The organism is Pseudomonas sp. SIMBA_068 (genome assembly GCF_046534705.1).
GTDB classification, from domain to species: domain Bacteria; phylum Pseudomonadota; class Gammaproteobacteria; order Pseudomonadales; family Pseudomonadaceae; genus Aquipseudomonas; species Aquipseudomonas putida.
This window is the reverse complement of sequence record NZ_JAWRYI010000007.1, coordinates 18,267-39,893: the sequence shown is the minus strand read 5'-3', so window position 1 is coordinate 39,893 and position 21,627 is coordinate 18,267. Positions and strand designations below refer to the sequence as shown.

General features: G+C 63.2%; 25 protein-coding genes and 1 pseudogene. 17 read left to right on the top strand and 9 right to left on the bottom strand.

Annotation, left to right across the window (positions count from 1 at the left end; all coding sequences use genetic code 11):
• Window positions 1-71 precede the first annotated feature (71 nt).
• The 4 genes and pseudogenes from SB756_RS17085 to SB756_RS17070 all read left to right on the top strand — a co-directional run bounded on the left by SB756_RS17085 (window position 72) and on the right by SB756_RS17070 (window position 3,766).
• Window positions 72-998: an alpha/beta fold hydrolase gene (locus SB756_RS17085; protein WP_016500352.1), complete on the top strand. Its 927-nt coding sequence runs from the start codon at window positions 72-74 to the stop codon at window positions 996-998.
• A 75-nt stretch (window positions 999-1,073) separates the two neighbouring features.
• Window positions 1,074-1,493, top strand: coding sequence for a VOC family protein (locus tag SB756_RS17080; RefSeq protein WP_410911200.1), 420 nt, complete (start codon window positions 1,074-1,076; stop codon window positions 1,491-1,493).
• Window positions 1,490-1,727, top strand: a pseudogene (locus SB756_RS17075) (alpha/beta fold hydrolase); the annotation flags it as partial. The gene SB756_RS17080 and the pseudogene SB756_RS17075, both read left to right, overlap by 4 nt.
• A 365-nt stretch (window positions 1,728-2,092) precedes the next feature.
• Entirely contained in the window at window positions 2,093-3,766 is a 1,674-nt protein-coding gene (locus tag SB756_RS17070) for an MFS transporter (RefSeq protein WP_341798297.1), read from the top strand.
• Window positions 3,767-3,890: 124 nt separating this feature from the next.
• Here SB756_RS17070 and SB756_RS17065 read toward each other — a convergent pair whose 3' ends face one another.
• Window positions 3,891-4,460: a hypothetical protein gene (locus SB756_RS17065; protein ID WP_341798298.1), complete on the bottom strand. Its 570-nt coding sequence runs from the start codon at window positions 4,458-4,460 to the stop codon at window positions 3,891-3,893.
• Window positions 4,461-4,469: 9 nt separating this feature from the next.
• Window positions 4,470-4,877, bottom strand: coding sequence for a VOC family protein (locus SB756_RS17060; RefSeq protein ID WP_063422911.1), 408 nt, complete (start codon window positions 4,875-4,877; stop codon window positions 4,470-4,472).
• Window positions 4,878-5,092: 215 nt separating this feature from the next.
• On the opposite strand from SB756_RS17060, the gene SB756_RS17055 reads away from it, so the two are divergent.
• Window positions 5,093-5,998 (top strand): LysR family transcriptional regulator, encoded by a 906-nt coding sequence (locus SB756_RS17055; protein WP_016500346.1) that lies wholly within the window; start codon window positions 5,093-5,095, stop codon window positions 5,996-5,998.
• Window positions 5,999-6,045: 47 nt separating this feature from the next.
• Here the strand turns inward: SB756_RS17055 and SB756_RS17050 are convergent, their stop codons facing one another.
• Entirely contained in the window at window positions 6,046-6,519 is a 474-nt protein-coding gene (locus SB756_RS17050) for a hypothetical protein (RefSeq protein WP_341798299.1), read from the bottom strand.
• Window positions 6,520-6,664: 145 nt separating this feature from the next.
• Between SB756_RS17050 and SB756_RS17045 the strand changes: the two genes are divergently transcribed.
• The 4 genes from SB756_RS17045 to SB756_RS17030 are packed head-to-tail and all read left to right on the top strand — an operon-like array spanning window position 6,665 to window position 10,075.
• A complete protein-coding gene (locus SB756_RS17045) occupies window positions 6,665-7,261 on the top strand; it encodes a paraquat-inducible protein A (protein WP_341798300.1) in 597 nt (198 codons plus the stop codon).
• Window positions 7,258-7,887, top strand: coding sequence for a paraquat-inducible protein A (locus SB756_RS17040; protein WP_410911199.1), 630 nt, complete (start codon window positions 7,258-7,260; stop codon window positions 7,885-7,887). The genes SB756_RS17045 and SB756_RS17040 overlap by 4 nt, the downstream gene beginning before the upstream one ends.
• Window positions 7,887-9,527, top strand: coding sequence for an intermembrane transport protein PqiB (locus tag SB756_RS17035; RefSeq protein ID WP_341798302.1), 1,641 nt, complete (start codon window positions 7,887-7,889; stop codon window positions 9,525-9,527). Before SB756_RS17040 ends, SB756_RS17035 begins: the two co-directional genes overlap by 1 nt.
• A gap of 11 nt (window positions 9,528-9,538) precedes the next feature.
• Window positions 9,539-10,075 (top strand): membrane integrity-associated transporter subunit PqiC, encoded by a 537-nt coding sequence (locus SB756_RS17030; protein WP_341798303.1) that lies wholly within the window; start codon window positions 9,539-9,541, stop codon window positions 10,073-10,075.
• Between the two features lie 18 nt (window positions 10,076-10,093).
• On the opposite strand, the gene SB756_RS17025 is transcribed toward SB756_RS17030, so the two are convergent.
• The 3 genes from SB756_RS17025 to SB756_RS17015 form a co-directional block, all read right to left on the bottom strand.
• Window positions 10,094-11,608 carry an MDR family MFS transporter gene (locus SB756_RS17025; protein WP_410911198.1) on the bottom strand — a complete coding sequence of 505 codons (1,515 nt, stop codon included), beginning with the start codon at window positions 11,606-11,608 and terminating at the stop codon, window positions 10,094-10,096.
• Window positions 11,609-11,618: 10 nt separating this feature from the next.
• Complete coding sequence (locus SB756_RS17020; RefSeq protein WP_410911197.1) at window positions 11,619-12,005, bottom strand: hypothetical protein; 387 nt, start codon at window positions 12,003-12,005, stop codon at window positions 11,619-11,621.
• Between the two features lie 234 nt (window positions 12,006-12,239).
• A complete protein-coding gene (locus tag SB756_RS17015; protein WP_410911196.1) occupies window positions 12,240-13,994 on the bottom strand; it encodes a phosphoethanolamine transferase CptA in 1,755 nt (584 codons plus the stop codon).
• Window positions 13,995-14,198: 204 nt separating this feature from the next.
• Here SB756_RS17015 and SB756_RS17010 point away from each other — a divergent pair, with 204 nt between their 5' ends.
• A complete protein-coding gene (locus SB756_RS17010; RefSeq protein WP_341798307.1) occupies window positions 14,199-14,357 on the top strand; it encodes a DUF2986 domain-containing protein in 159 nt (52 codons plus the stop codon).
• Window positions 14,358-14,456: 99 nt separating this feature from the next.
• On the opposite strand, the gene SB756_RS17005 is transcribed toward SB756_RS17010, so the two are convergent.
• Entirely contained in the window at window positions 14,457-14,831 is a 375-nt protein-coding gene (locus SB756_RS17005; RefSeq protein WP_341798308.1) for a hypothetical protein, read from the bottom strand.
• A 180-nt stretch (window positions 14,832-15,011) separates the two neighbouring features.
• Window positions 15,012-15,602, bottom strand: coding sequence for a biliverdin-producing heme oxygenase (locus tag SB756_RS17000; protein WP_410911195.1), 591 nt, complete (start codon window positions 15,600-15,602; stop codon window positions 15,012-15,014).
• A 119-nt stretch (window positions 15,603-15,721) separates the two neighbouring features.
• On the opposite strand from SB756_RS17000, the gene SB756_RS16995 reads away from it, so the two are divergent.
• A complete protein-coding gene (locus tag SB756_RS16995; protein WP_049275416.1) occupies window positions 15,722-16,213 on the top strand; it encodes a GNAT family N-acetyltransferase in 492 nt (163 codons plus the stop codon).
• On the opposite strand, the gene SB756_RS16990 is transcribed toward SB756_RS16995, so the two are convergent.
• A complete protein-coding gene (locus SB756_RS16990; protein WP_410911194.1) occupies window positions 16,200-17,135 on the bottom strand; it encodes a LysR family transcriptional regulator in 936 nt (311 codons plus the stop codon). The two genes, SB756_RS16995 and SB756_RS16990, sit on opposite strands and share 14 nt — an antisense overlap.
• Window positions 17,136-17,228: 93 nt before the next feature.
• On the opposite strand from SB756_RS16990, the gene SB756_RS16985 reads away from it, so the two are divergent.
• From SB756_RS16985 to aroQ, 6 genes are read left to right on the top strand one after another with little or no spacing between them, the layout of a single operon-like run.
• Window positions 17,229-18,176, top strand: coding sequence for a ketopantoate reductase family protein (locus SB756_RS16985; RefSeq protein ID WP_410911193.1), 948 nt, complete (start codon window positions 17,229-17,231; stop codon window positions 18,174-18,176).
• Window positions 18,173-18,571 carry a VOC family protein gene (locus tag SB756_RS16980; protein ID WP_341798313.1) on the top strand — a complete coding sequence of 133 codons (399 nt, stop codon included), beginning with the start codon at window positions 18,173-18,175 and terminating at the stop codon, window positions 18,569-18,571. Before SB756_RS16985 ends, SB756_RS16980 begins: the two co-directional genes overlap by 4 nt.
• Window positions 18,568-19,023, top strand: coding sequence for a MaoC family dehydratase (locus SB756_RS16975; RefSeq protein WP_016500334.1), 456 nt, complete (start codon window positions 18,568-18,570; stop codon window positions 19,021-19,023). The genes SB756_RS16980 and SB756_RS16975 overlap by 4 nt, the downstream gene beginning before the upstream one ends.
• Window positions 19,020-20,252, top strand: coding sequence for a CaiB/BaiF CoA transferase family protein (locus tag SB756_RS16970; RefSeq protein ID WP_410911192.1), 1,233 nt, complete (start codon window positions 19,020-19,022; stop codon window positions 20,250-20,252). Before SB756_RS16975 ends, SB756_RS16970 begins: the two co-directional genes overlap by 4 nt.
• Window positions 20,249-21,067, top strand: a complete 819-nt coding sequence (gene aroE / locus SB756_RS16965) for a shikimate dehydrogenase (protein ID WP_410911191.1) — start codon at window positions 20,249-20,251, stop codon at window positions 21,065-21,067. Before SB756_RS16970 ends, aroE begins: the two co-directional genes overlap by 4 nt.
• Before the next feature lie 3 nt (window positions 21,068-21,070).
• Complete coding sequence (aroQ, locus tag SB756_RS16960; protein WP_341798317.1) at window positions 21,071-21,508, top strand: type II 3-dehydroquinate dehydratase; 438 nt, start codon at window positions 21,071-21,073, stop codon at window positions 21,506-21,508.
• Window positions 21,509-21,627: the final 119 nt, after the last annotated feature.

Here is a 21,627-nt window from a genome sequence, read left to right as displayed (position 1 = left end):
CTGGCAGCGAGGGAGCATCTGCGAGAGGGTGAGGCAGGTCATGTTGCAGGCTTCAGCCAAGGAGAATTGCAATGCGTTCGCTGTGCAGTCCGAAAGATCACCTGCTCGACCTCGATGGTATTGAAATAGCGGTCCGCACCTGGGGCGCCGAAGACGGTATTCCCGTACTGGCCTTGCATGGCTGGCTGGATAACGCTGCCTCGTTCGAACGCCTGGCACCGATGCTGGACGGTTGCTTTGTGGTGGCCCCCGACCTGGTCGGCCATGGCCGTTCGGACCATCGCCGCCGCGACAGTGGCTATTACCTGTGGGAGCATGCCGAAGACATGCTGGCGGTGACCGACAGCCTGGGCCTGGCGCAATTCCATGTGCTGGCCCATGGCATGGGCACCGGTGTGGCGTCGCTACTGGCGGCCATGACCAGTGGCATTGCCAGCATGACCTTCCTCGACGGCATGGGTGCCCCGTTCACGGTGGCCGAGGATGACCGCGTGCAGCACCTGGCGCGGGCCTACCGGCTCAAACGTATGGTCCAGCGCAGCCAGCTGCCGGGCTTTGCCGAGCCGGACGTCGGCCGCTTCGACGACCTTGACACCGCCCTGGCGCAACGGCGCGAGCGCCTTGACACCGAACTGTCGGAAGGTGCCGCACGGCTGCTGGCGTTGCGCGACCTGCTGCAACTGGGCGATGGCTATTGCTGGCGCCACGACCCGCGGCTGGTGTTGCCCGAACCCATGCCGCTGACCGAGCGCGACGCATGCGACCTGCTCAACCAGATCCGCTGCCCGCTGTACCTGCTGTTCGGCCGTCAAGGGGCATTCACCGGCGAGGCTTTTACCCGGCGTCAGGCAGCCTTGCCCAGCCATGCCAAGGTTTCCTGGCACCCCGGCGGGCACCACTTCCACCTGGATGCCCCGGACCGGGCGCTGGTCGACCAGCTGCTGCGGATCCTGGCGCACCATGAAGGGGGCGTGCTGCAACGCTTGGTAAACGAGTAGCTGGTTCTGTTCACTCCGGGCGAAGCTGGGCTATGGTGGCGAAACTATTCGCACTCACGGCACAAGGAGCCCGGTATGCGACCGTTCGCTATCAAGCACATAGATCATCTTGTTCTGCGGGTCAGCGACCTGCCGCGCAGTGTTGCCTTCTACACCGAGCTGCTCGGTTGCCATGTCAGCCGCGTGCGCGAAGACCTGGGCATGGTGCACCTGGCCACGGGCACGGCGATGATCGACCTGGTGACCCTGGACGGCCCGCTGGGGCGGCCAGGCGGGGCGGCGCCGGGGGTGGAAGGGCGCAACCTGCACCATTTCTGTCTGCGTATCGAGCCGTTCGACGAGGCCGCCTTGATCGCCTACCTGGAAGCCGCCGGGGTAAAAGTGGAGCCGGCAGAAAAGCGTTATGGCGCTGAAGGCGAGGGTCCGTCGCTTTACTGCTACGACCCGGATGGCAACCAGGTCGAGTTGAAGGGGCCGGTAGCGGAGGCGGTATGAGCGACCTGCACATGCGCGAGCACTGGATCGACACCGCGCAAGGCAAGTTGTTCGCCCAGGATTGGACGCCGTTGCAGGCACAGGGGGCGCCCATTGTCCTGCTGCATGATTCGCTGGGGGTGTGTGGCGTTGTGGCGCGACTTCCCAGCGCAGTTGGCGCAAGCCACCGGGCACCGGGTAATCGCCTACGACCGCTTGGGCTTTGGCCGTTCGGACGCGCATCCGGGCAGTTTGCGGTGATGCCTTTGCGGACATAGTCGGTCTTGACGGCTGGCGCTCCCACAAAAGTCCGTGATGTGCCGCTACAGCTTCTGCATGCGCACCCTCTACGCCCCACTGTTCTTCATTGGTTTCATTGCCGCAGCACTGTCATTGGCAGCCCACCCGGTGATGCCGTATCGTTCATGCCGCCCTCTTGTGTATGGCCAGGCGGGTGGATATCCCGGCAATCCCGATTATGCTTCATTTACCTTGCTGCGATCCGAGGCGGCCCGCCTCGTCGTGCTTCGCGCAACCAAAGCAAGCCCCAGGGCCTGGGTGCGACGGTGAAGTGGTTGTGAGGTACTCCGGCCTGTATGACGACATGACGGAGGCAACCCATGGCGGTTCTCGACAGCGCATCCACGGGCAGTAGCGCGCCCCAACGCGGTATCACCAAGGAGGAGCGCAAGGTCATCTTCGCCTCATCCCTGGGCACGGTGTTCGAATGGTACGACTTCTACCTGTACGGCTCCCTCGCCGCGATCATCGCCAAGCACTTCTTTGCCGGTGTCAATGAAACCACCTCGTTCATCTTCGCCTTGCTGGCCTTTGCTGCCGGTTTTGCCGTACGGCCGTTCGGGGCAATCGTGTTCGGCCGCCTGGGTGACATGATCGGGCGCAAGCATACGTTCCTTATCACTATTGTGATCATGGGCCTGTCTACCGCACTGGTGGGCCTGCTCCCGAGCTACAGCGCGATCGGCGTGGCCGCGCCGGTCATCCTGATCACCTTGCGGTTGCTGCAGGGCCTGGCCCTGGGGGGGGAGTACGGCGGCGCGGCCACCTATGTGGCCGAGCATGCGCCCAAGGGCCGTCGCGGCTTTTTCACCGCCTGGATTCAGACCACCGCCACGTTGGGGCTGTTCCTGTCGCTGCTGGTGATCATGAGCTGCCGCACGGTCATGGGTACTGAGGTGTTCGAGGCCTGGGGCTGGCGCGTGCCGTTCCTGCTGTCGATCCTGCTGCTGGCGATTTCGGTGTACATCCGCATGCAGCTCAACGAGTCGCCGGTGTTCCTGAAGATGAAGGCCGAGGGCAAGGCATCCAAGGCACCGCTGACCGAGTCGTTCGCCCGCTGGGAAAACCTCAAGGTGGTGATCATGTCGCTGCTGGGCGGCACCGCCGGGCAGGCCGTGGTCTGGTACACCGGGCAGTTCTATGCACTGTTCTTCCTGTTGCAGATGCTCAAGATCGAGCCGCAGACGGCCAACCTGCTGATTGCCGGCTCGTTGCTGATCGGCACGCCGTTCTTCATCATCTTCGGTAGCCTGTCCGACCGCATTGGCCGCAAGAAGATCATCATGGCCGGCTGCATCATCGCTGCGCTGACCTATTTCCCGATCTTCAAGGCGCTGACCGAGTACGGCAACCCGGACGTGTTCGTCGCCCAGGAGCAGAACCCGGTCGTGGTAGTGGCTGACCCTGGCCAGTGCGCGTTCCAGTTCGACCCGGTGGGCAAGGCCAAATTCACCAGCTCCTGCGACATCGCCAAGAGCCTGCTTGCCAAGCGCGCCATTCCCTACACCAACCAGGCGGCCGAACCTGGCAGCGTGGCGCAGATTCGCATTGGTGAGCGGGTGCTGCCGAGCTTTGAAGGCAGCAGCATGGCCGCAGCGGACTTCAAGATGCAGAGTGAGGCGTTTACCGCCACCTTGAGTGGTGCGTTGAAAGAAGCCGGCTACCCGGAAAAGGCCGACCCGGCGAAGATTCACTACCCGATGGTGCTGTTGCTGCTGACCATTTTGGTGATCTACGTGACCATGGTCTACGGCCCGATTGCTGCCTGGCTGGTCGAACTATTCCCGGCGCGTATCCGCTACACCTCGATGTCGCTGCCTTACCACATCGGTAATGGCTGGTTCGGCGGCTTCCTGCCGACGGTGGCGTTTGCCATGGTGGCGGCGACTGGGGATATCTATTACGGCTTGTGGTACCCGATTGTGATCGCGGTAATGACGGCGGTGCTGGGGATCCTGTTCCTGCCCGAGACCAAGGACCGGGATATCAACTGATGGGGCAGCTGTGCTGGCCTCTTCGCGGGCTCGCCCGCTCCCACAGATACAACACAGATTTCACGGCTTGTGTTGTACCTGTGGGAGCGGGCGAGCCCGCGAAGAGGCCGGTACAGCCCATTAATCAATCGAAGTAGCCGCGCAGGCCAAAGGCATACCCGGTATCCACCTGCGCGGCCTCACCCCGGCTCCAGCGCTTCTTCAGCACGAACTCGAACGCTGGCTCGTACAACCCGTCGCGCACCAGCGCCCCCGCCAGTACCTCCACGTCATACCAGCCATTGTCCAGCTCGATGATCGGCCGCCCCGGCACCTGGTAGCGGGCAATCAGGTCACCCAGGGTCTTGGGCGTGAAGTGCTGCAGGATGCGCCAGGTGTACAGCATCAGCGCACCGTGCTCGACCCGCAAAACATAACCATTACGCCGGTGCTTCAGGCGGCTGCCAGCTTCGCGCAGGGCCGGGGTATGGCCATCGAGGGTGAACAGAATGCGGTAGGGCAGGTTGTCGACCCCGGCCAGCGGCAGCACGACGCCTTCGCGTACCGCCTTGTCGCCGCTGTCACCATGGGTGAAGGCGTAGGCGAGGTCGTCCGGTAGCTCATGCTCCTGCTTGAAACGTTCGAGCAACTGGATATCGCCAAGCAGAAAGTAATCGACCAGGTCGTTGAGTACTTCGCTGAATTCGTGGCGCATCTGTTTTCCTTATTGGTGCGCGTGGGGCTGTCTGTGTTTCTGGGCGATCTGGATCAGGTTGCCACAGGTGTCATCGAACACGGCCACGGTGACGGGGCCAATGTCGGTGGGCGGCTGGGTGAACTGCACGCCCGCCGCGCAAAGGCGGGTGTATTCGGCCTGTATATCGCGCACGCCAAACGAGGTGGCGGGGATGCCATCCTGCTTGAGCGCGGCTTTGTACACCTTGGACGCTGGGTGCGCGTCGGGTTCCAGCAACAGCTCGACGCCGTTGGGATCGTTGGGGGAGGTCAGCGTCAGCCAGCGGTGCCGGCCCATGGGGATGTCGTGCCTGGGCTCGAAACCGAGTACGTAGTGGTAGAAGGCCAGGGCCTTGGCCTGGTCGTCGACGAGAATGCTGGTGACCACGATCTTCATAGGCGTACACCGTAATGCTGAGGCCGTTGGGTATCAGTAAAGACGTTCGGGAGTATTTGGCCAGCAGCTGTTGCCGGGCTCGGGCCATCGCTCTACAAAAAAACTGCTCAAGCCATAGGTAAATCCTTCATCACCCGGCCCCCGTCCGCCAGCGAGCGGGGTTAAAGTGTCAGGCATGATCCCTGCGCGCCCAGACCGGCGTCAAAGAGGTGCCCGTGGCTGCCTATACCCTGCGACAACTCAAGTACTTCGTCACCACCGTGGAGGCCGGTAGCGTTGCCGAGGCTTCTCGCCAGCTGTACATCGCCCAGCCGTCCATTTCCACGGCCATCAAGAGCCTGGAAGAAAGTTTCGGCGTGCAGCTGTTCATTCGCCACCATGCTCAGGGTGTGTCGCTGACGCCCAGCGGCAAGCGTTTCTACGCCAAGACCCGATCGCTGCTGCAGATGGCCCACGAGTTCGAGCAGAACGCCCTGGCTGACAACGACACCGTCGCCGGGCAGATCGACATCGGCTGTTTCGAAACCGTGGCACCGTTGTATCTGCCGCGCCTGATCGCCGCCTTCCGCCAGCGTTACCCAGGCGTGGATATCCGCCTGCGCGACGGCGAGCAGCAGGAGCTGATCCAGGGCTTGACGGCCGGAACGTTCGACCTGGCGTTTCTCTACGATCATGACCTGGACGGCACCATCGAAGCTGAGCCGCTGATGCCGCCGCAAAAACCTTACGTGCTGCTGCCAGAAAACCACCGCTTTGCCGGCCAGGCCCAGGTATCGCTGCGTGACCTGTGCCCGGAGCCGATGATCCTGCTGGACGTGGCTCCCAGCCGCACCTACTTCGTCAGCCTGTTCAACGAGATGGGTTTGACGCCGAACATCGTCTTCAGCTCGCCGTCGATCGAGATGGTGCGGGGCATGGTCGGGCAGGGTTTCGGTTTTTCGCTGCTGGTGACCCGACCGCATTCGGAATACACCTACGACGGCCAGCGCCTGGCCCTGCTGGATATCGCCGAGCCGGTGGCGCTGTCGGGGCTGGCGGCGGCGTGGTTGAAGCGGGTGCAACTGACCAAGCCTGCACAGTTGTTTGTGGAGTTTTGCCGGGAAGAACTGGCGAAATTCTGAAAGCGGCACGCCATGCTGTACATCTAGGGGCATGGCGTGCCCGCTGATCAAGGATTGATCTGATAGCCGCGCCCTTGCAGGCAACCGCTGTAGGCACTGGCATGGGCCTGGGTTTTGGCCTCGCCTTCGCTGCGCCGATCCTGGCGCCGGTCCTGACGCTGGCGCATGCCGCCTACCGCTGCACCGGCGGCGGCCGTTTCGCTGGCACGGTTCTGCCGGTATTGCTGTTTGGCATCGTCACTGGTCCGGTCATACAGCTCCTCGTGCTGGTTGCCGCGCACTTGCGCGCCCACGGCACCGGCGGCGGCGCCTGCTGCTGCCCCACGCACCCGGCCACCGACATGGGCTTCGCTGGACGTCGCGGTGCTGTTCGCGGCGTTGGTAGCGACGGTATTGCAATCGTTGATGTCCAGTTGCATCTGCTGGCTGCTCTGGCCCTTGAGCGGCACTACCGACTGCGCCTGGGCTGCGGATGCGGCACACAGCAGCACCAGCAGGTAACTCCACGTGAACGTACGCATGGCACACCTCCACCGGGCAGAAAGCCCGTTTCACAGGATAGTCCGTCATCGGTTAGGGATGGCGTATTTGTCTGCATGGTCTACACCGGATAACAGAGTTCGCCATTGCATGTGACCCTCACGTCGGGCTAACCGTGGACACGCCATGACCCAGCCCCAGGATCTGATCATCTGTGAGTACTGCGACACGGTGTACCAGCGTGCGCCTTTGCTCAAGCACCAGCGCGCCCTTTGCCAGCGCTGTGGCGGGGTGCTGTACCGGCATACGTCTTTGACCATCGAGCAGCGGCTGGCCTTGAGTGTAACCGGCGGCATCCTGCTGGTGTTCGCCAATGCCTACCCGGTGATGACCATCGGTATGCAGGGCCTCACCCATTCGGCAACGTTATGGGATGCGGTGCAGATCCTCAGCCACGGCAGCATCACTTTCATCGCCCTGGTCATGGCGCTGTCGATCATCTTTGCGCCGGTGCTGCAGATTGCCCTGTTGTGCTGGGTGTTGAGTTTTGCCCTGGCCGGCCAGCGTGCCCCCGGTTTTGCCCTGTGCATGCGCGGCCTGGAAAGCCTGCGGCCGTGGAGCATGCTGGAGGTGTGCCTGCTGGGGGCGATGGTGGCGGTGATCAAGCTGGCCGGGCTGCTCGATGTTATCCCCGGTATCGGCCTGCTGGCCCTGGCCGCGCTGAGCATGCTGATTATCCATATCGCCGGTAAGGATATTCGCGACCTGTGGGTGCAGGTATGAATTACCCGGCCAACGCCGACCAGCTGGGGCTGTGCCTGTGCCATGGCTGCGGTCAGGCCTGTGACCTGAGCAGCAGTGCAGACATCTGCACACGCTGCGGCGCCGCCATTCACCGGCGCAAGGCCAACGCCATCGCTCGGGGTTGGGCGTTTCTGCTGGCGGCGCTGGTGTTCTACATTCCTGCCAACCTGCTGCCGGTGATGCACACCGAAATGCTTGGCAGTGGCAGCGAAAGCACCATTGGCGGTGGTGTGCTGGAGTTCTGGGAGGCCGGCGCCTGGGACATCGCGCTGATCATCTTCATTGCCAGCGTGGGGGTGCCAGCGATCAAGTTCTTCTCGCTCGGCCTGCTGCTGTTCACCGTCCAGCACCGTTCCACCTGGGCCTGCCGGCAGCGCTCGCAGCTGTACCGCCTTGTCGAGCTGATCGGGTATTGGTCGATGCTCGATGTCATGGTGGTGGCGCTGGTGGCGGCGCTGGTGCAACTGCGCGGGCTGGGCACCATCGAGCCGCGGGTGGGCATCCTGTTCTTCGGCCTGGTGGTGGTGCTGACCATGCTTTCTGCGATGAGCTTCGATCCACGCCTGATCTGGGATAGCCATGCCAACGAGGGGAGGCCGCACTGATGGGGCAGCAGACTGACGAGCGCGAAGGCGCGGGGCAGGTTGAGGTACGCACCCGGCGCTGGAGTGTGTCGCTGGTGTGGATCGTGCCGATCCTGGCAATCCTGATTGGCGCTTCGCTGGTGGTGCGCAACTGGATGCAGCAGGGCCCGGTCATTGCCATTTCCTTCCACTCCGGGGAAGGGCTGGTGGCGGGTAAGACCCAGGTCAAGTACCGCAGCGTGGTGATTGGCGAAGTCACTACGGTGGACCTGGCTGATGACAAGAAAAGTGTGGTCGCCAAGGTGCAGTTGACCGATGATGCCCGCGCGTTTGCCGCTCAGGGCGCGCGCTTCTGGGTAGTGCGCCCGCGCATCGGCATGGGCGGGATTTCTGGGGTGGATACGTTGCTGTCAGGCAGTTTCATCGGGGCCGATTCCGGCGAATCGAAAGTACCGGAAAAGACCTTTGTCGGCCTGGAACTGCCGCCACCTATTACCTTCGACGAAAAGGGCAAGCGCTTCTTCCTCACCGCCAGTGACCTGGGTTCGCTGGATGTCGGCTCGTCGATCTACTACCGCAAGATCCCGGTCGGTGAGGTGGTGTCCTTTGCCCTGCAAGACGATGGCAAGGGGGTGGAGATTGGCGTGTTCGTGCAGGCCCCCTACGACAGTTTCGTCACCGCTGATAGCCGCTTCTGGAATGCCAGTGGCGTCGACATGCAGATTGGCGCCAACGGCCTGAAGGTCGATACCGAATCGCTGTCATCGATCCTGGTGGGCGGGTTGGCCTTTGGTTCGCCCGATTTTGCCCCGCAGGCCGAGCCTGCTGCCGATCAGGCCCGCTTCCAGCTGTTTGCCGACCGAGACTCCGCCTTGGCCCCGCCCAATGGCCAGGCGCAATACCTGCAGCTGCGCTTCGACCAGGCCATGCGCGGCCTGTCGGTGGGTGCGCCGGTGGAGTTCAAGGGCGTGGAGTTTGGCCGGGTCACCTCGATCAAGCTTGACTACGATGCCGAGCGGCAGTCCTTCCCGGTGGTGGTCGATGCGGTGGTCTACCCGCAGCGGCTGGGGCCGGTGCACCGCAAGATGCTGGCGGTGTTCAAGCACACCGAGGGCGATGTGGATGGGGCGCGGCGGCTGATCGGCACCTTTGTCGAGCATGGGCTGCGGGCCCAGGCGCGTAGCGGCAACCTGATCACCGGGCAGATGTTCATATCCCTGGACTTTTACCCGGATACCCCCAAGGTGGCCTTCGACATGGCCGCCAACCCCATCACCATCCCCACATTGCCGGGCAGCCTGGAGCAGTTGCAGGAGCAGCTGCAACGGGTGGTCGAGCGCATTGCCAAGTTGCCTCTGGAAAGCATCGCCAGCAACCTGGACGGTAGCCTGCGTGAGCTGCGCGCCAGCCTGAAACAGTTCAATGGCCAGACGCTGCCGGATGTGAAAGTGGCGCTGGATGAAGTGCACAAGACCCTGCGCACGGCCAATGCGGCCATTTCCGAGGACTCCCCGCAGCGCGAGCGGATGGGCGAAACACTGGACGAACTGGAGCGCATGTCGCGGTCGCTGCGCGACCTTGCCGACTACCTGGGCCGGCACCCCGAGTCGCTGATTCGCGGGCGGCCGAAAGCGGCCGGGGCCGCAGAGCTTGAACCCTGAGGAGACAGCCGATGCAACGACTGCGCAATGTGTGTGTGGCCAGCCTGCTGGTGTGGCTCGGGGGCTGCAGCAGTACGCCGAACAACTACCACACGCTGGTGCCGAACGAGCCGATGCGTGACAGCGGGCAGCACATCCGGGTGACCCGGGTGGTCGTGCCGCCCCAGGTGGACCGCCCGCAACTGGTGGTGCGGCAAGGGCAGAGTGGCCTGGCCATTCTGGAGACGGAATGGTGGGGTGCCAACCTGGTGGATGAGTTTCGCAGCGCCTTGCAGGACCAGCTGGGTGGGCCGGCGGGTGACGCCAAGGCGGCAGTGCGGGTGGACGTACAGCGCTTCGATACGGTGCCGGGGCGCTATGCCTCGCTGGAAGCCGTGTGGCGCCTGAAGCTGGTGGGGCAGGCTGAGCTGACCTGCCGCACCTCGGTGCAGACTGCGGCTGACAACAGCATTACCAGCTTGGTAAATGCGCACCAGGCCAACCTGCGCAAACTGGCCGAGGCAGTGCGGGGCAGTGCCGCTCGGGGTCGCTGCTCGCCATCTGCCTGAAGGCCTGTCGACCTGTGTTCACGCCTGCGTGGCCTTGCGCAGCGGCACCTCGCGCAGCAGCCAGGACAGTGCGAAAGCCACGCTGGTGATCACCCCGGCCAGCAGGAACACACCATGCATTGCCCCGGAAAACGCCTGCAGGTAACTGTGCTGCAGGGCAGTGGGCAGGGCATGCACGGCGGCCGGCGAAAGGCTCGCGGCACCCCCGGCACTGGCGGCGAAGTCACTGTCCAGGCCGCCCAGCAAGCTCTGAGAGAACAAAGCGCCGAACAGCGACACCCCGATGGCGCCGCCAATCGAGCGGAACAACGTGGCCCCGGAAGTCGCCACGCCCATGTGGCGTAACTCGACGCTGTTCTGCACAGCCAGGATCAGCACCTGCATGACCATCCCCAGGCCGGCACCCAGCAAGCCCATGTACAGGTTCATCAGCGCCATGGGGGTGTCCAGCTCCAGCCGGCTGAGCAAGCCCAGGGCAATGACTTGCAGCAGGGTGCCGAGGATCGGGAACACTCGGTAACGCCCCCAGCGGCTGATCAGTCGCCCGGTAATCGCCGACACTACCAGCAGGCCACCCATCAGCGGCAGCATCTGCAGCCCGGCGCTGGTGGGCGTGGCGTTCTTCACTACCTGCATGTACAACGGCAGGAAGGTGACGGCGCCGAACAGCGACACCCCGACGATGAAACCGATCAGCCCGGCAAGCACGAAGGTCCGGTGACGGAACAGGTGCAGCGGCATGATTGGCTCGACGGCGCGGCGTTGTTCCAGGACGAAGCCGACCAGGCCGATCAAGGCGAACAGCGAAAGGCACAACATGTCCAGCGACTGCCACGCCAGCAGGCTGCCGCCGAGGCTGGTGATGAGCACCAAGGCAGCCAATGCCACGGTAAGGAAAAACGCGCCGATGTAGTCCACCGTATGCCGTACCAAAGCCACGTGCGGGCGGAACACGCTGCCGATCACCAGCAGCGCCAGCAGGCCCAGGGGCAGGTTGATGTAGAAGATCCAGTGCCACGACAGCTGCTCGACCAGAAAACCGCCGATCAGCGGCCCTACCACGGTGGCCAGGCCGAACACGCCACCGAACAGGCCCTGGTAGCGGCCACGTTCGGCAGGCGGGATGACATCACCGATGGCGGCCATCGCTACCACCATCAAGCCGCCGCCACCCAGCCCTTGCAGGGTGCGGAAGGCGATCAGCTGGGCCATGTCCTGTGCTGCGCCACACAAGGCCGAGCCCAGCAGGAACAGGACGATGGCCACCTGCAGCACACGCTTGCGGCCGAACTGGTCACCGAACTTGCCATACAGCGGTACCACTACCGTGGAGGCCAGCAGGTAGGCGGTGACCACCCACGACAGCCAGCGCAGCCCACCGAGGTCGCTGACGATGGTTGGCAGTGCGGTCGAGACGATGGTCTGGTCGAGGGCGGCCAGGAACATCACCAGCATCAGCGCTGCCAGCAGCAGTGGAATGGAGGTTTGCGCGTCCGTTGCGGCGGGGGGGGTATCAGTGGATACAGGTTGCACGGTGCTTACCTCAGCTGGGGGTGGCGTTGGCCTGGGCATGCTGCTGGCCAGCGTCTTGCAGGCCTGCAAGGGCAAAGCGGTAAAGCTGCGCTGCAACGGCCTCGCTGGGCATCTGCAGAATCTCGTGCAGCGCCCCGGAGCCGCCGCGCGGGCCGATCAGCAGCATTGCCCACGGCGCCGTGACGCACAGGATGCAGCGGGTCAGGGCCGGTTCGTCGACGGGGATGGTGCTGACCTCGCTGAACAACCCCTTGAGCAGTGACAGGCGCAGTGGCGCGGCGGCCTGCAGATGCGCCTGGCCGTGAGGGCTGGGGGCGAGGATTTCTGCGGCCAGTACCCGCAAATGCCAGTTGTCCCGAGCCTGGGTGGCCTTGTGCACCACCAGTTCCACCAGCACGCGCAGCTTTTCGTTCGGTGTCTGGCTGCCTTGGGTGATGCGTTGCAGGTCGCTGAGGTCGAGGAAGCGTTGGCTAATTTAAAATCAATTTAAATTTAATTTATGCGGCCTACGGCCTATCGCGATTCTGGTAGGAGCAGCCTTGTGCTGCGAAGCGGCCGGTACAGGCCACACATCCGTATGCCTCCAATACTGGCCTGTTCGCAGCACAAGGCTGCTCCTACACGTGGCGATCTACTGGCGATTACTGGCTGTTTCCTGCACCCGCTCGGGCTTGTCCAACGGCAGGTGGTCGAACTCGCGCAAGCCATCCTTGCGGTACGGGTCGCCAATCCAGCGCGGTGCCACCACGAATTGCGGGCTCACCAGGCTCTTGGCCGGCTCGAAGCGGTCATAGCTCAGCCCGGCCAGGTCGGACAGGGTATGGATCAGGTGCGAGCTGCTGTAAGGGCGGTTGGCCATGGCCTGCAAATCACGTGGGTGCTCGGCCTGCCAGCTGGGCGAGGTCCACAGCAGGAACGGGATGGTGTACATCGGCCGGGTCGGCGCGCCTTCGTTGCGCCCCAGGCGGTCGTGGTTGCCGGAGCTGTACACGTCTTCGCCATGGTCGGACAGGTACAGCAGGAAGCCATTGGGGCTGCCGGCCGAGTAACGCTTGATCAGGCTCGATACCACGTAGTCGTTGTAGCGCACCGCGTTGTCGTAGAAGTTGTAGGTTTCTACCTGGTCTGGCGTCAGCTCTTTCGGTACGCCCTGGCTGTCGGTGAAGTGCGCGTAGTCGTTCGGGTAGCGAAAGCGATAGTCCATGTGCGTGCCCAGCAGGTGCACGATGATGAACTTGTTCGGCGCAGGGTCTTGCAGGGCCTTCTCGAACGGCGCCAGCACCACGTCATCGTACTGGCTGGCGTTCTGGTTGCGCTGGTTGTTCAGGTATACCGGCGCGTCGGTCTGCTGCGAGAACGTGGTCAGCATGGTGTTGCGCTTGGTCATGGTCTGCTGGTTGGTGATCCAGAAGGTCTTGTAGCCTGCCTGTTTCATCAGGTTGATCAGTGACGGGTCGGTTAGGAAACGGTCCGGGTTCTGCTCGTTGCCAAAGGTGAGGATCTGCTGCATCACTTCGATGGTGTACGGGCGCGGCGATACCACGTCGCGGAACACCGTCAGCCCCTTGTCGCTGGCGGCCAGCGCGTCGAGGTTGGGCGTGGTGTCGCGGTTGTAGCCATACAGGTGCATGTGCTCGCGGGTCGTGGACTCGCCCAGCACCAGCACCAGCGTGCGTGGCGCCGTACCGCTGCTGTCACTCAGGTTTTGCAGGGGCGGCAACGCGGCGTTCTGCGCCAGTAACTTCTGCATGTTGTCCAGTTGCTGAAGGTACTGACGGTAGCCGACCAGCAGTTGCCAGGGCACTGCGGGCTCCATGCGCTGCTGCACTTTTTCGGCGGCATCGGCGAAGTTGCGCTCCTGCGTCACCATCTGTTTGTAGAACGGGTACACCAGGTTGGCGACCAGCAACAGGGCCACCACCGGCAGGCGGCTGCGCAGGGGCAGGCTTACCGGGCGCAGGCGCTTCCACAGCAGCAGCGCCACCAGCGTGTACAGCAGCAGCGCCAAGCCCAGCCACACGCTGAAGTACTGGCTGAAGTACTCACCGGCTTCAGCGGTGTTGGACTCGAACATCACGAAGATGACGCTTTGCGAGAACTCCTGGCGATAAATGCCGAAGTAGCTCAAGCCCACCAGCGATGCAGCCCAAAGCACCAGGCCGATGACGGCCGCCGTGGCGCGGGTGAAGCGGGGCAGCAGCAGCACCGGGGCCAGCCACAGGCTACTGAGGAAGAACGCATCGCGAAAACCGGCAAAGCCGGTAGTGCCGCTGAACAACAGCAACGCCTGGGTGACGCCGGAGAAGTACCAGAAGAACAGCAGCAGCCAGCCCAGGCCGGCCCAGTCCACGCGCGTGTGCGCGGCGGGGGATGTAGTGTGTGACACGTATGCCTCGTCGTACCTTGGAGGCCAGCGGATGTGCCCGTGACCTGAAAGGGCGTGACGCTAATCTGCGGCGTGTGAAAATAACGTCAAGGTGGCGAGGAATAGGGGCCGGCGGGTACCCCAGCGCCATGTTTACTGGCGCAATGCGCAGGCCGCACAGGTATGATGTGGTCAGCAAAACCGCACTGACAGGCCCTGTGGACTATGAACCGTCGTAAGAAGATCAAGCAGCTATTGGACGCGCATGCCAAAAAAGCCAATGCCAAACTGGCGCCGCGCAAGCCCAAGTACATCTGCAAGGCAGACCGCTTGAAGATGGAAGCAGAGGCGGCGGGGGATACCCCTGATGCAGCGCTAAGCTGACGCTGTACCTGTGGGTGCTGGCTTGCCGGCGATGAGGCCAGATCAAGCAGCACCAGACCGCTGTCCCACAGAGCGTGCGACCCGCATCAGGCGTGATGGTCAACGGCGGTAATATCGGTAGTCGTCATGGTGGCGCTGGTGCATGGCCCGCTCATGGCGGCGCTCCCAATCGCGGCGCCGTTCCCAGTCACGCCGGCGCTCCCAGTCCCGCCGGGCTTGCTCGCGCCGCCACTGCTCACGGCGCCAGTCGCTTCTGTGGTCATGCCAGCGGTCGTCGTCGTGCGCCAGCAGCGTGGCGGGCTGTGTATCTGCCACGCTGGCCACCCTCGACCACGGGCTGCCGGCAGGCTGCAACGGTGACTGAACGGCCGGTGCCGGCGCCACCGGTGCTTTCATTTGTGTTGCCGATGCCGTGCCCACCGCCGCGAACGAGAACAGGCCGAGCAGCACCAACCTTGCGACATGTATTTTCATGAGCGAAGCCAACCTCTGATAACAATTGAGCCATCTGGCCAGCAGGTGTGGGGCGAACCTTGTCTCGCGTGCCGCTACCTTTCTGTGCCTCCCAGATAGACCGGTAAACGGGAAAAAGTTCGCTGCAGCAACAACTTGTAGAACTTTTGACGCCTGATTACCCCTGTACATACCCTATGCTCATCGGCCTGCGAACACTTCTCGCAGGTGTGCCCGATAACTGTCGAACGCAGCAATCGCCCCCGTCACAACTTCTGCTTCTTCCTCCTCGTCCAGCACCAGGCCATCAAGCCTGGCCACGAACTCGCGCCAGTGCAGTGCACGACCATCGGGGTGCGGCGCCAGGTGGCGGGCACCCTCATTGCCATTCAGGCCCAGGCGCTGGGTCTGCTTGAACAGGAACGCTGCACCCAGGTTGGAGCCTTCACTGCAATACAGCCACCCCAGGGCCTGGGCCGGGCTGGCACTGACCGGTTGGGGTGACGTTGGCAGCGGCAGACCCAGATCGAGCAGGTCTTCCTCGACTGCGGCAAAACGCGACAGCTCAACCAGCCCTGGCAGCCACCGGTTCAGCTGCTCGTCCTGATACAGCGCCAGCAGGCTGCCGTGAAAGCGGTGCTGTACCTGCAGGAAGTGGCCATAACGCTCACGGCTCTCGAAAGGTCGCGCCGCCATCACCAGTTCGTCGACGTTGTCATGGTCGCTGCTGCTGGCCGCTTTCAGGCGTTTGCAGCGTCCTGGCGCTGTGAGAGGGAGTAGGGCAGCGGTCATAGGCGTTTCCGTGAGCGAGTAGGCAATGCGCCCATGATGCGTGCCATCCCAGGTAGGCGGCAAGCACAACGCTACTGGTTTACCATGCCTGACGCTTTCACGTTTCCAAGGAGTCAGCCATGAATACCCCGCAGTTCCGCACCCCCACTGTTGCAGACGCCGAGCGCTGCTACGCCATTGAAATCGGCGCCTATGAAGGGGATGAAGCGGCCACGCTGGAGAAGATCCGCACCCGCATCGCGCAGTATCCGCAAGGCTTCCTGATCCTGGAAAACGCAGGTGAGATCGTTGGCTTCATCAATAGCGGTTGCGCCCACGAAGTCGTCATGTCTGATGAAGACTTCAAGGAACTGATCGGCCATGACCCGGCAGCACCGAACGTGGTGATCATGTCGGTGGTGGTGGACCCGGTGCACCAGGGCAAAGGTTACGCCAAGCGCTTGATGGACGAATTTATCGCCCGCATGAAGGCCTCGGGCAAGCAGACCATTCACCTGATGTGCAAGCAGCAGCATGTGGCGCTGTACCAGAAGATGGGGTATCAGTACGTGAAACCGTCGCCGTCGGATCATGGCGGCATGGCTTGGCATGAGATGGTCATGGCGCTGTAACCACACGAATATGCCAGGCCGGTCGACCGAACAGGCCGTGGATCACTTCCCTGAGCCAGCGGTTGCCGCTGTCCTGGTGGTAGCGCGCATGCCAGTGCTGTTTTACAGTGAAACCCTCTACCGCAAATGGGCAATCGTGTACCTGCAGGTCATGCATGTCGGCAAGGGTGTGGCCGATATGCCTTGGCAGAGTGGCGACCAGGTCGGTGCTGCCGACGATCATCCCCAGCCCCAGAAACCCTGGTAGCTCCAGCACGATCCGGCGTTCGATACCGGCCCGGGCCAGGCCGGCCTCCAGCAACTTCTGGCCGGTCCCCGCGCTGATCTGTACATGGCCCTCGGCGTGGTAACGGGCCACGTCCATGCCGTGTGCCAGGCGCGGGTGCTGGCGGTTGCTCAGGCACACCCAGTCCTGCTCGAACAATACCTGCTGGTACATCCCGCCACCCAGCCAGGGCACAAAGCCAATGGCCAGGTCGGCCTCGCCCGACTCCAGGGCACTTTCGCTATTGCCGTCGATGCGCGCTGCCTCCAGGCGAATGCCTGGGGCATGGTTGCGCAGGTGGTTGAGAATACTGGGTAGCAAGGTGATATGGCTGGCATCGCTGACACACAGGCGAAAGCGCCTCTGCGCAGTGGCAGGGGTGAACTGTGGTTCCCAAGCCGTCAGCCGACGCAGTGATTCAAGCACCTCGCGACAAGGCCCGATCAACTGGTCGGCGCGCGGAGTTGGGGCCATACCACCTGGGGTGCGTACGAATAACGGGTCGTTCAGTTGCTGACGCAGGCGGGCTAGCCAGATGCTGACGGTTGGCTGGCTCTGGCCTAACTGTTCTGCGGCGCGGGTGACGCTGCGGCAGTGATAAAGCAGGTCGAACAGTTGCAGCAGCTTAGGTTCAGGCAGTACGTCGGCGGCACTCATTATTGTAAATCTCAATGGGCGTATTAAGGTCATTGTATAGCCCCAATGAGCTGCCCTGCATAAGGTAATCGCAAACCACTGGAGGTCTGCGATTTGAAAATCTGCATTCTGGGTGCCGGCGCCCTGGGCTGCGCGATTGGCGCGGCATTGAGCGAGGCAGGGCACCAAACCTGGCTGCTCAACCGTAGCCTCGAGCACGTCGAAGCCATCAACCTGCACGGTTTACAGGTGCAGGACGAACACGGCGAGCGGCAAGTGCGTGTCAATGCCACCACCGATGCCAACGACGTGGGCGTGACTGACCTGGTCGTGGTGCTGGTGAAGTCGTTCCACACCGCCGAAGCGATTGCCGGTGCCACGGCGCTGCTCGGCCCGCAAACGCTGGTGCTGTCGCTGCAGAACGGCCTGGGGCACGAGGACATTCTGGCCGAGGTGGTCGGGCCGCAGCGAGTACTGGCTGGCAAGACCTATGTGGGCGGTGTGCTGCTGGCACCGGGGTCGATCCGTGCTGGCGTGGCGGGCAAACACACATACATCGGCGAGCTGGACGGGCAACTGACACCCCGCGTGCAGGCCATCGCCGAAGCCTTCAACGCTGCCGGGCTGGCCACCACGGTCAGCGACAACATCCTCGGCACCATGTGGGACAAGCTGCTGGTCAATGTCGCTACCGGCGCGCTCAGCGGTATCACCATGCTCAGTTATGGCCAGCTCTACAACGAGCCTTTGCTGGAGCAAACGGCCAAGGCCGCCGTGGCCGAGGCCATCGCCGTGGCCCGCAGCGCCGGTATCCGTTTGAGCCTGAACAGTCCCGATGCCGCCTGGCATCTGGCTGCCGAAGGTCTGCCATCGAGTTTCCGTACCTCGATGCTGCAAAGCCTGGAAAAAGGCTCGGTCACCGAAATCGACTTCATCAACGGCTCCGTCGTGCGCTGGGGCCAGCGTCATGGCGTCGCTACACCCGTCAACGCCACCTTGGTGGCCTGTATCAAGGGCATCGAGCGCGCGATGGCCGATCACCAGAAAAGGGACAACGCATGAGCCAGCCAAAAGCCTACCTCGAACACGTCGCCTTCTGGGTGCGTGACATCCAGTGGCACATCCGCTTTTTCAGTGAAGTGTGTGGCATGACCCTGCGCGAAGTGCAGGGCAGCATCGAGCAGCCCGTTCAGTACTGGACGATGGGAGGCCTGCAATTCATCCATCAGCCCGATTTCGACGGCCCGGAAGGGCGCATGGCGCACCTGGGCATCATGTGCGAAGACCTGGAGGCGGCGCTGGCTGCGGCGCAGCGCTTCGGTGTCAGCGAAATGCCCCAGGGCCGCAACTGGTTGCGCCTGCCTGATGGTCTGGCAGTGGAATTCATCCAGGCGCTGCCCAGGGCCTGTGTCGCGCAGGCATTGGCGATTGACCCACGCGCGGAGGTACAGGCATGAGCGTGATTGAAAAGTACTGGGACGATGCCCGCGAAGGCGATGAGTGCATCAGCCCGACCTACACCGTGACCCGCGAGCGTATCCTGGCCTACGCCGACCTGACCGGTGACCACACCCCGGTGCATGTGGACGAGGCCTACGCCAATGCCAGCCACTTCGGCTGCCTGGTCGCCCATGGCCTGTTCGGCCTTTCGATTGCAGATGGCTTGAAGACCCAGTGCGCCTACCGCTTCCTGCCGGGCATGTCGCTGGGTTGGACCTGGGACTTCGTGTTACCCATCAAGGTCAACGATGTGCTGCACGTGCGCATGCGCGTGGGTGCGATGCGCCCGAGCAACAGCCGCCCAGGCTGGGGCATCGTGGTGCTGCCATCGGAACTGATCAACCAGCATGGGCAGGTCGTGCAGCGTGGCGAGCACCGGTTGATGGTGCCGCGGAGGGTGCAGGCATGAGCCAGGCATTGCCATTGGCGGGTATCCGCGTCATCGATTACAGCCACTTCCTTGCCGGCCCTTATGTCGGGCGTTGCCTGGCGGCGCTGGGCGCCGAAGTGATCAAGGTCGAACGACCGGGTAGCGGCGATGCCGGCCGCCAGCACGCGTTTACCCTGGACGATCAGCAGAGTGGCTACTTCCTGCAATTGAACATGGGCAAGCAGGGCGTCAGCGTGAACATGAAGGACCCGCGCGGCAAAGCCTTCATGCAGCGCCTTGCCGACTCGGCCGATGTGTTCATCGAGAACTACCGGCCGGGCGCGCTGGACAAGCTGGGGTTGGGCCATGCCGAGCTGTCGGCGCGTAATCCGCGCCTGGTGTATTGCTCGATTTCCGCCTACGGCCACACCGGCCCGGATGCCCATCGCGCCGGCTTCGGGCTTATTGCCGAAGCCAAGAGCGGGATCATGCAGATGGTCGGCGTGCCGGGTGAAGCGCCGCCACTGCTGCGCATTTCGCTGGGCGACATGTACACCGGCATCCACGCTGTCGCGGCTATCAACGCGGCGTTGCTGGGGCGGGTGAGCAGTGGTCGCGGCCAGCACATCGACATGGCCCTGTACGACACGCTGGTGTCGATGCATGAATACGCCGTGCAGTGTTACACGCTGTCCGACGGCACCGTGCTGCCCGAGCAGACCGGCCATGACATGCCCACGTCCACCTTGTATGGCGTATTCCGCGCCGCGGATGGCGACCTGGTGATTGCTGCCCAGGTCGATGATGCCTGGCAGCGTTTTGCAGCCATGCTCGAAGCCAACGGCGGCCCTGCAGGTTTTGGCAACGACAGCCGTTACCACAGCCTCAACGGCCGCAATGCCCACCGCGAGGCGATTCTGGCAGTGGTCCGTGATTGGGTGGGCGCGCGTTCGGTGGCTGACATCCTCGCCCTGCTCGACGCCATCGATATCCCCAGTGCCAAGGTCCAGCGCATCGACGAGGTGCTGGCCGACCCGCAAATCCAGGTGCGCAATATGGTCATCGAGCAGCAGCACCCGCGCTATGGCACCTTGCGCCTGCCCAACCTGCCGTTTCGCTTTTCCGACTGTGACACCACGATCCACCAAGTGGCCCCGGACCTCGGCCAGCACAATGCCGAAGTGGCCGCGGCGCTTGGCTTCAGCCCTGAAGAAATCACCGCCATGCAGGCAGACGGTGTGCTGTTTACCCACGGAGATGCACGATGAGCGACTGTTACGCAGTGATCGGCCGGCCGATCAACCATACCAAGTCACCGCTGATTCATGGCCTGTTCGCCCAGGCTAGCGGCCAGCACCTGGAATATGGAGCCATCGAGGGCTCGTTGGAAGGCTTCGAGGCCCAGGTGCTGCAGTTTCGCGGTGATGGCGGGCTGGGCATGAACATCACTGCGCCGTTCAAGCTGCGCGCCTTCGAGTTGGCTGACCGGCGCAGTGAGCGTGCGCAATTGGCCCGTGCTGCCAACGCACTCAAGTTCGAAGATGGCTGCATCGTGGCCGAAAACTTCGATGGTATCGGGTTGCTGCGCGACATCGAAGACAACCACGGTGAACCGCTGCGCAACCGCCGCGTGTTGCTGCTCGGTGCCGGTGGTGCAGTACGTGGGTCACTTTTGCCCTTTCTGCAGGCGGGGCCCAGCGAGCTGGTGATTGCCAACCGCGACATGAGCAAAGCCCTTGCTTTGCGAAACGAACTGGATCACCCGAGGTTGCGTATCAGCCGATACGAAGCGCTGCAAGGGCAAACCTTCGACATCGTGGTCAACGCCACTTCCGCCAGCCTGGTCGGGGAACTGCCGCCGTTACCTGGCGCGGTACTGGGCGAGACGCGGCTGGCCTATGAGCTTGCGTATGGCAAAGGCCTCACGCCGTTCCTGCACCTGGCGCGGGAGGCCGGTGTGGCACGGGTTGCTGATGGCGTGGGCATGCTGGTCGAACAGGCCGCAGAGGCGTTTGCCTGGTGGCGAGGGATACGGCCCGAAACCCGTGCTGTGATCGATCGCCTGACGATCCCGCTGGAGTGAGCCATGGCCGCCAATGTCCTGATGCTGCACGGCATCAACCACAACATGTTCGGCAAGCGCGACCCGCGCCAATACGGCTCCGCGACCCTGGCCGACATTGATCAGGCCTTGCAGGCGCTGGGAGAAGAGCTGGGGGCGAGGGTCGAGAGCTTCCAGACCAACTTCGAAGGTGCCCTGTGCGAACGTATCCACCAGGCCGTTGAGGGCCGGGTGGATGCGGTGCTGATCAATGCCGGGGCATGGACCCATTACAGCTATGGTATTCGTGACGCATTGGCCATTCTCGAAGCGCCGGTGGTTGAAGTACATATGTCCAACATCCATGCTAGGGAGCCGTTCCGACATCATTCGGTATTTGCCGAAGTGGTGCGCGGGCAGATCTGCGGGTTTGGCGTCGAGACCTACCTGCTGGCATTGCGTGCGGCCATGAAGATGATCTGAACGTTCGCGTTGCATGGCACCGGCTGTGCCGGTGTTCGCGGGTTAACCCGCTCCCGCAGGATGAGCGGTTTGCTCAGGTCCCGGTAGCGTCCCGACGCGACAGAGCCCCATGACCCACC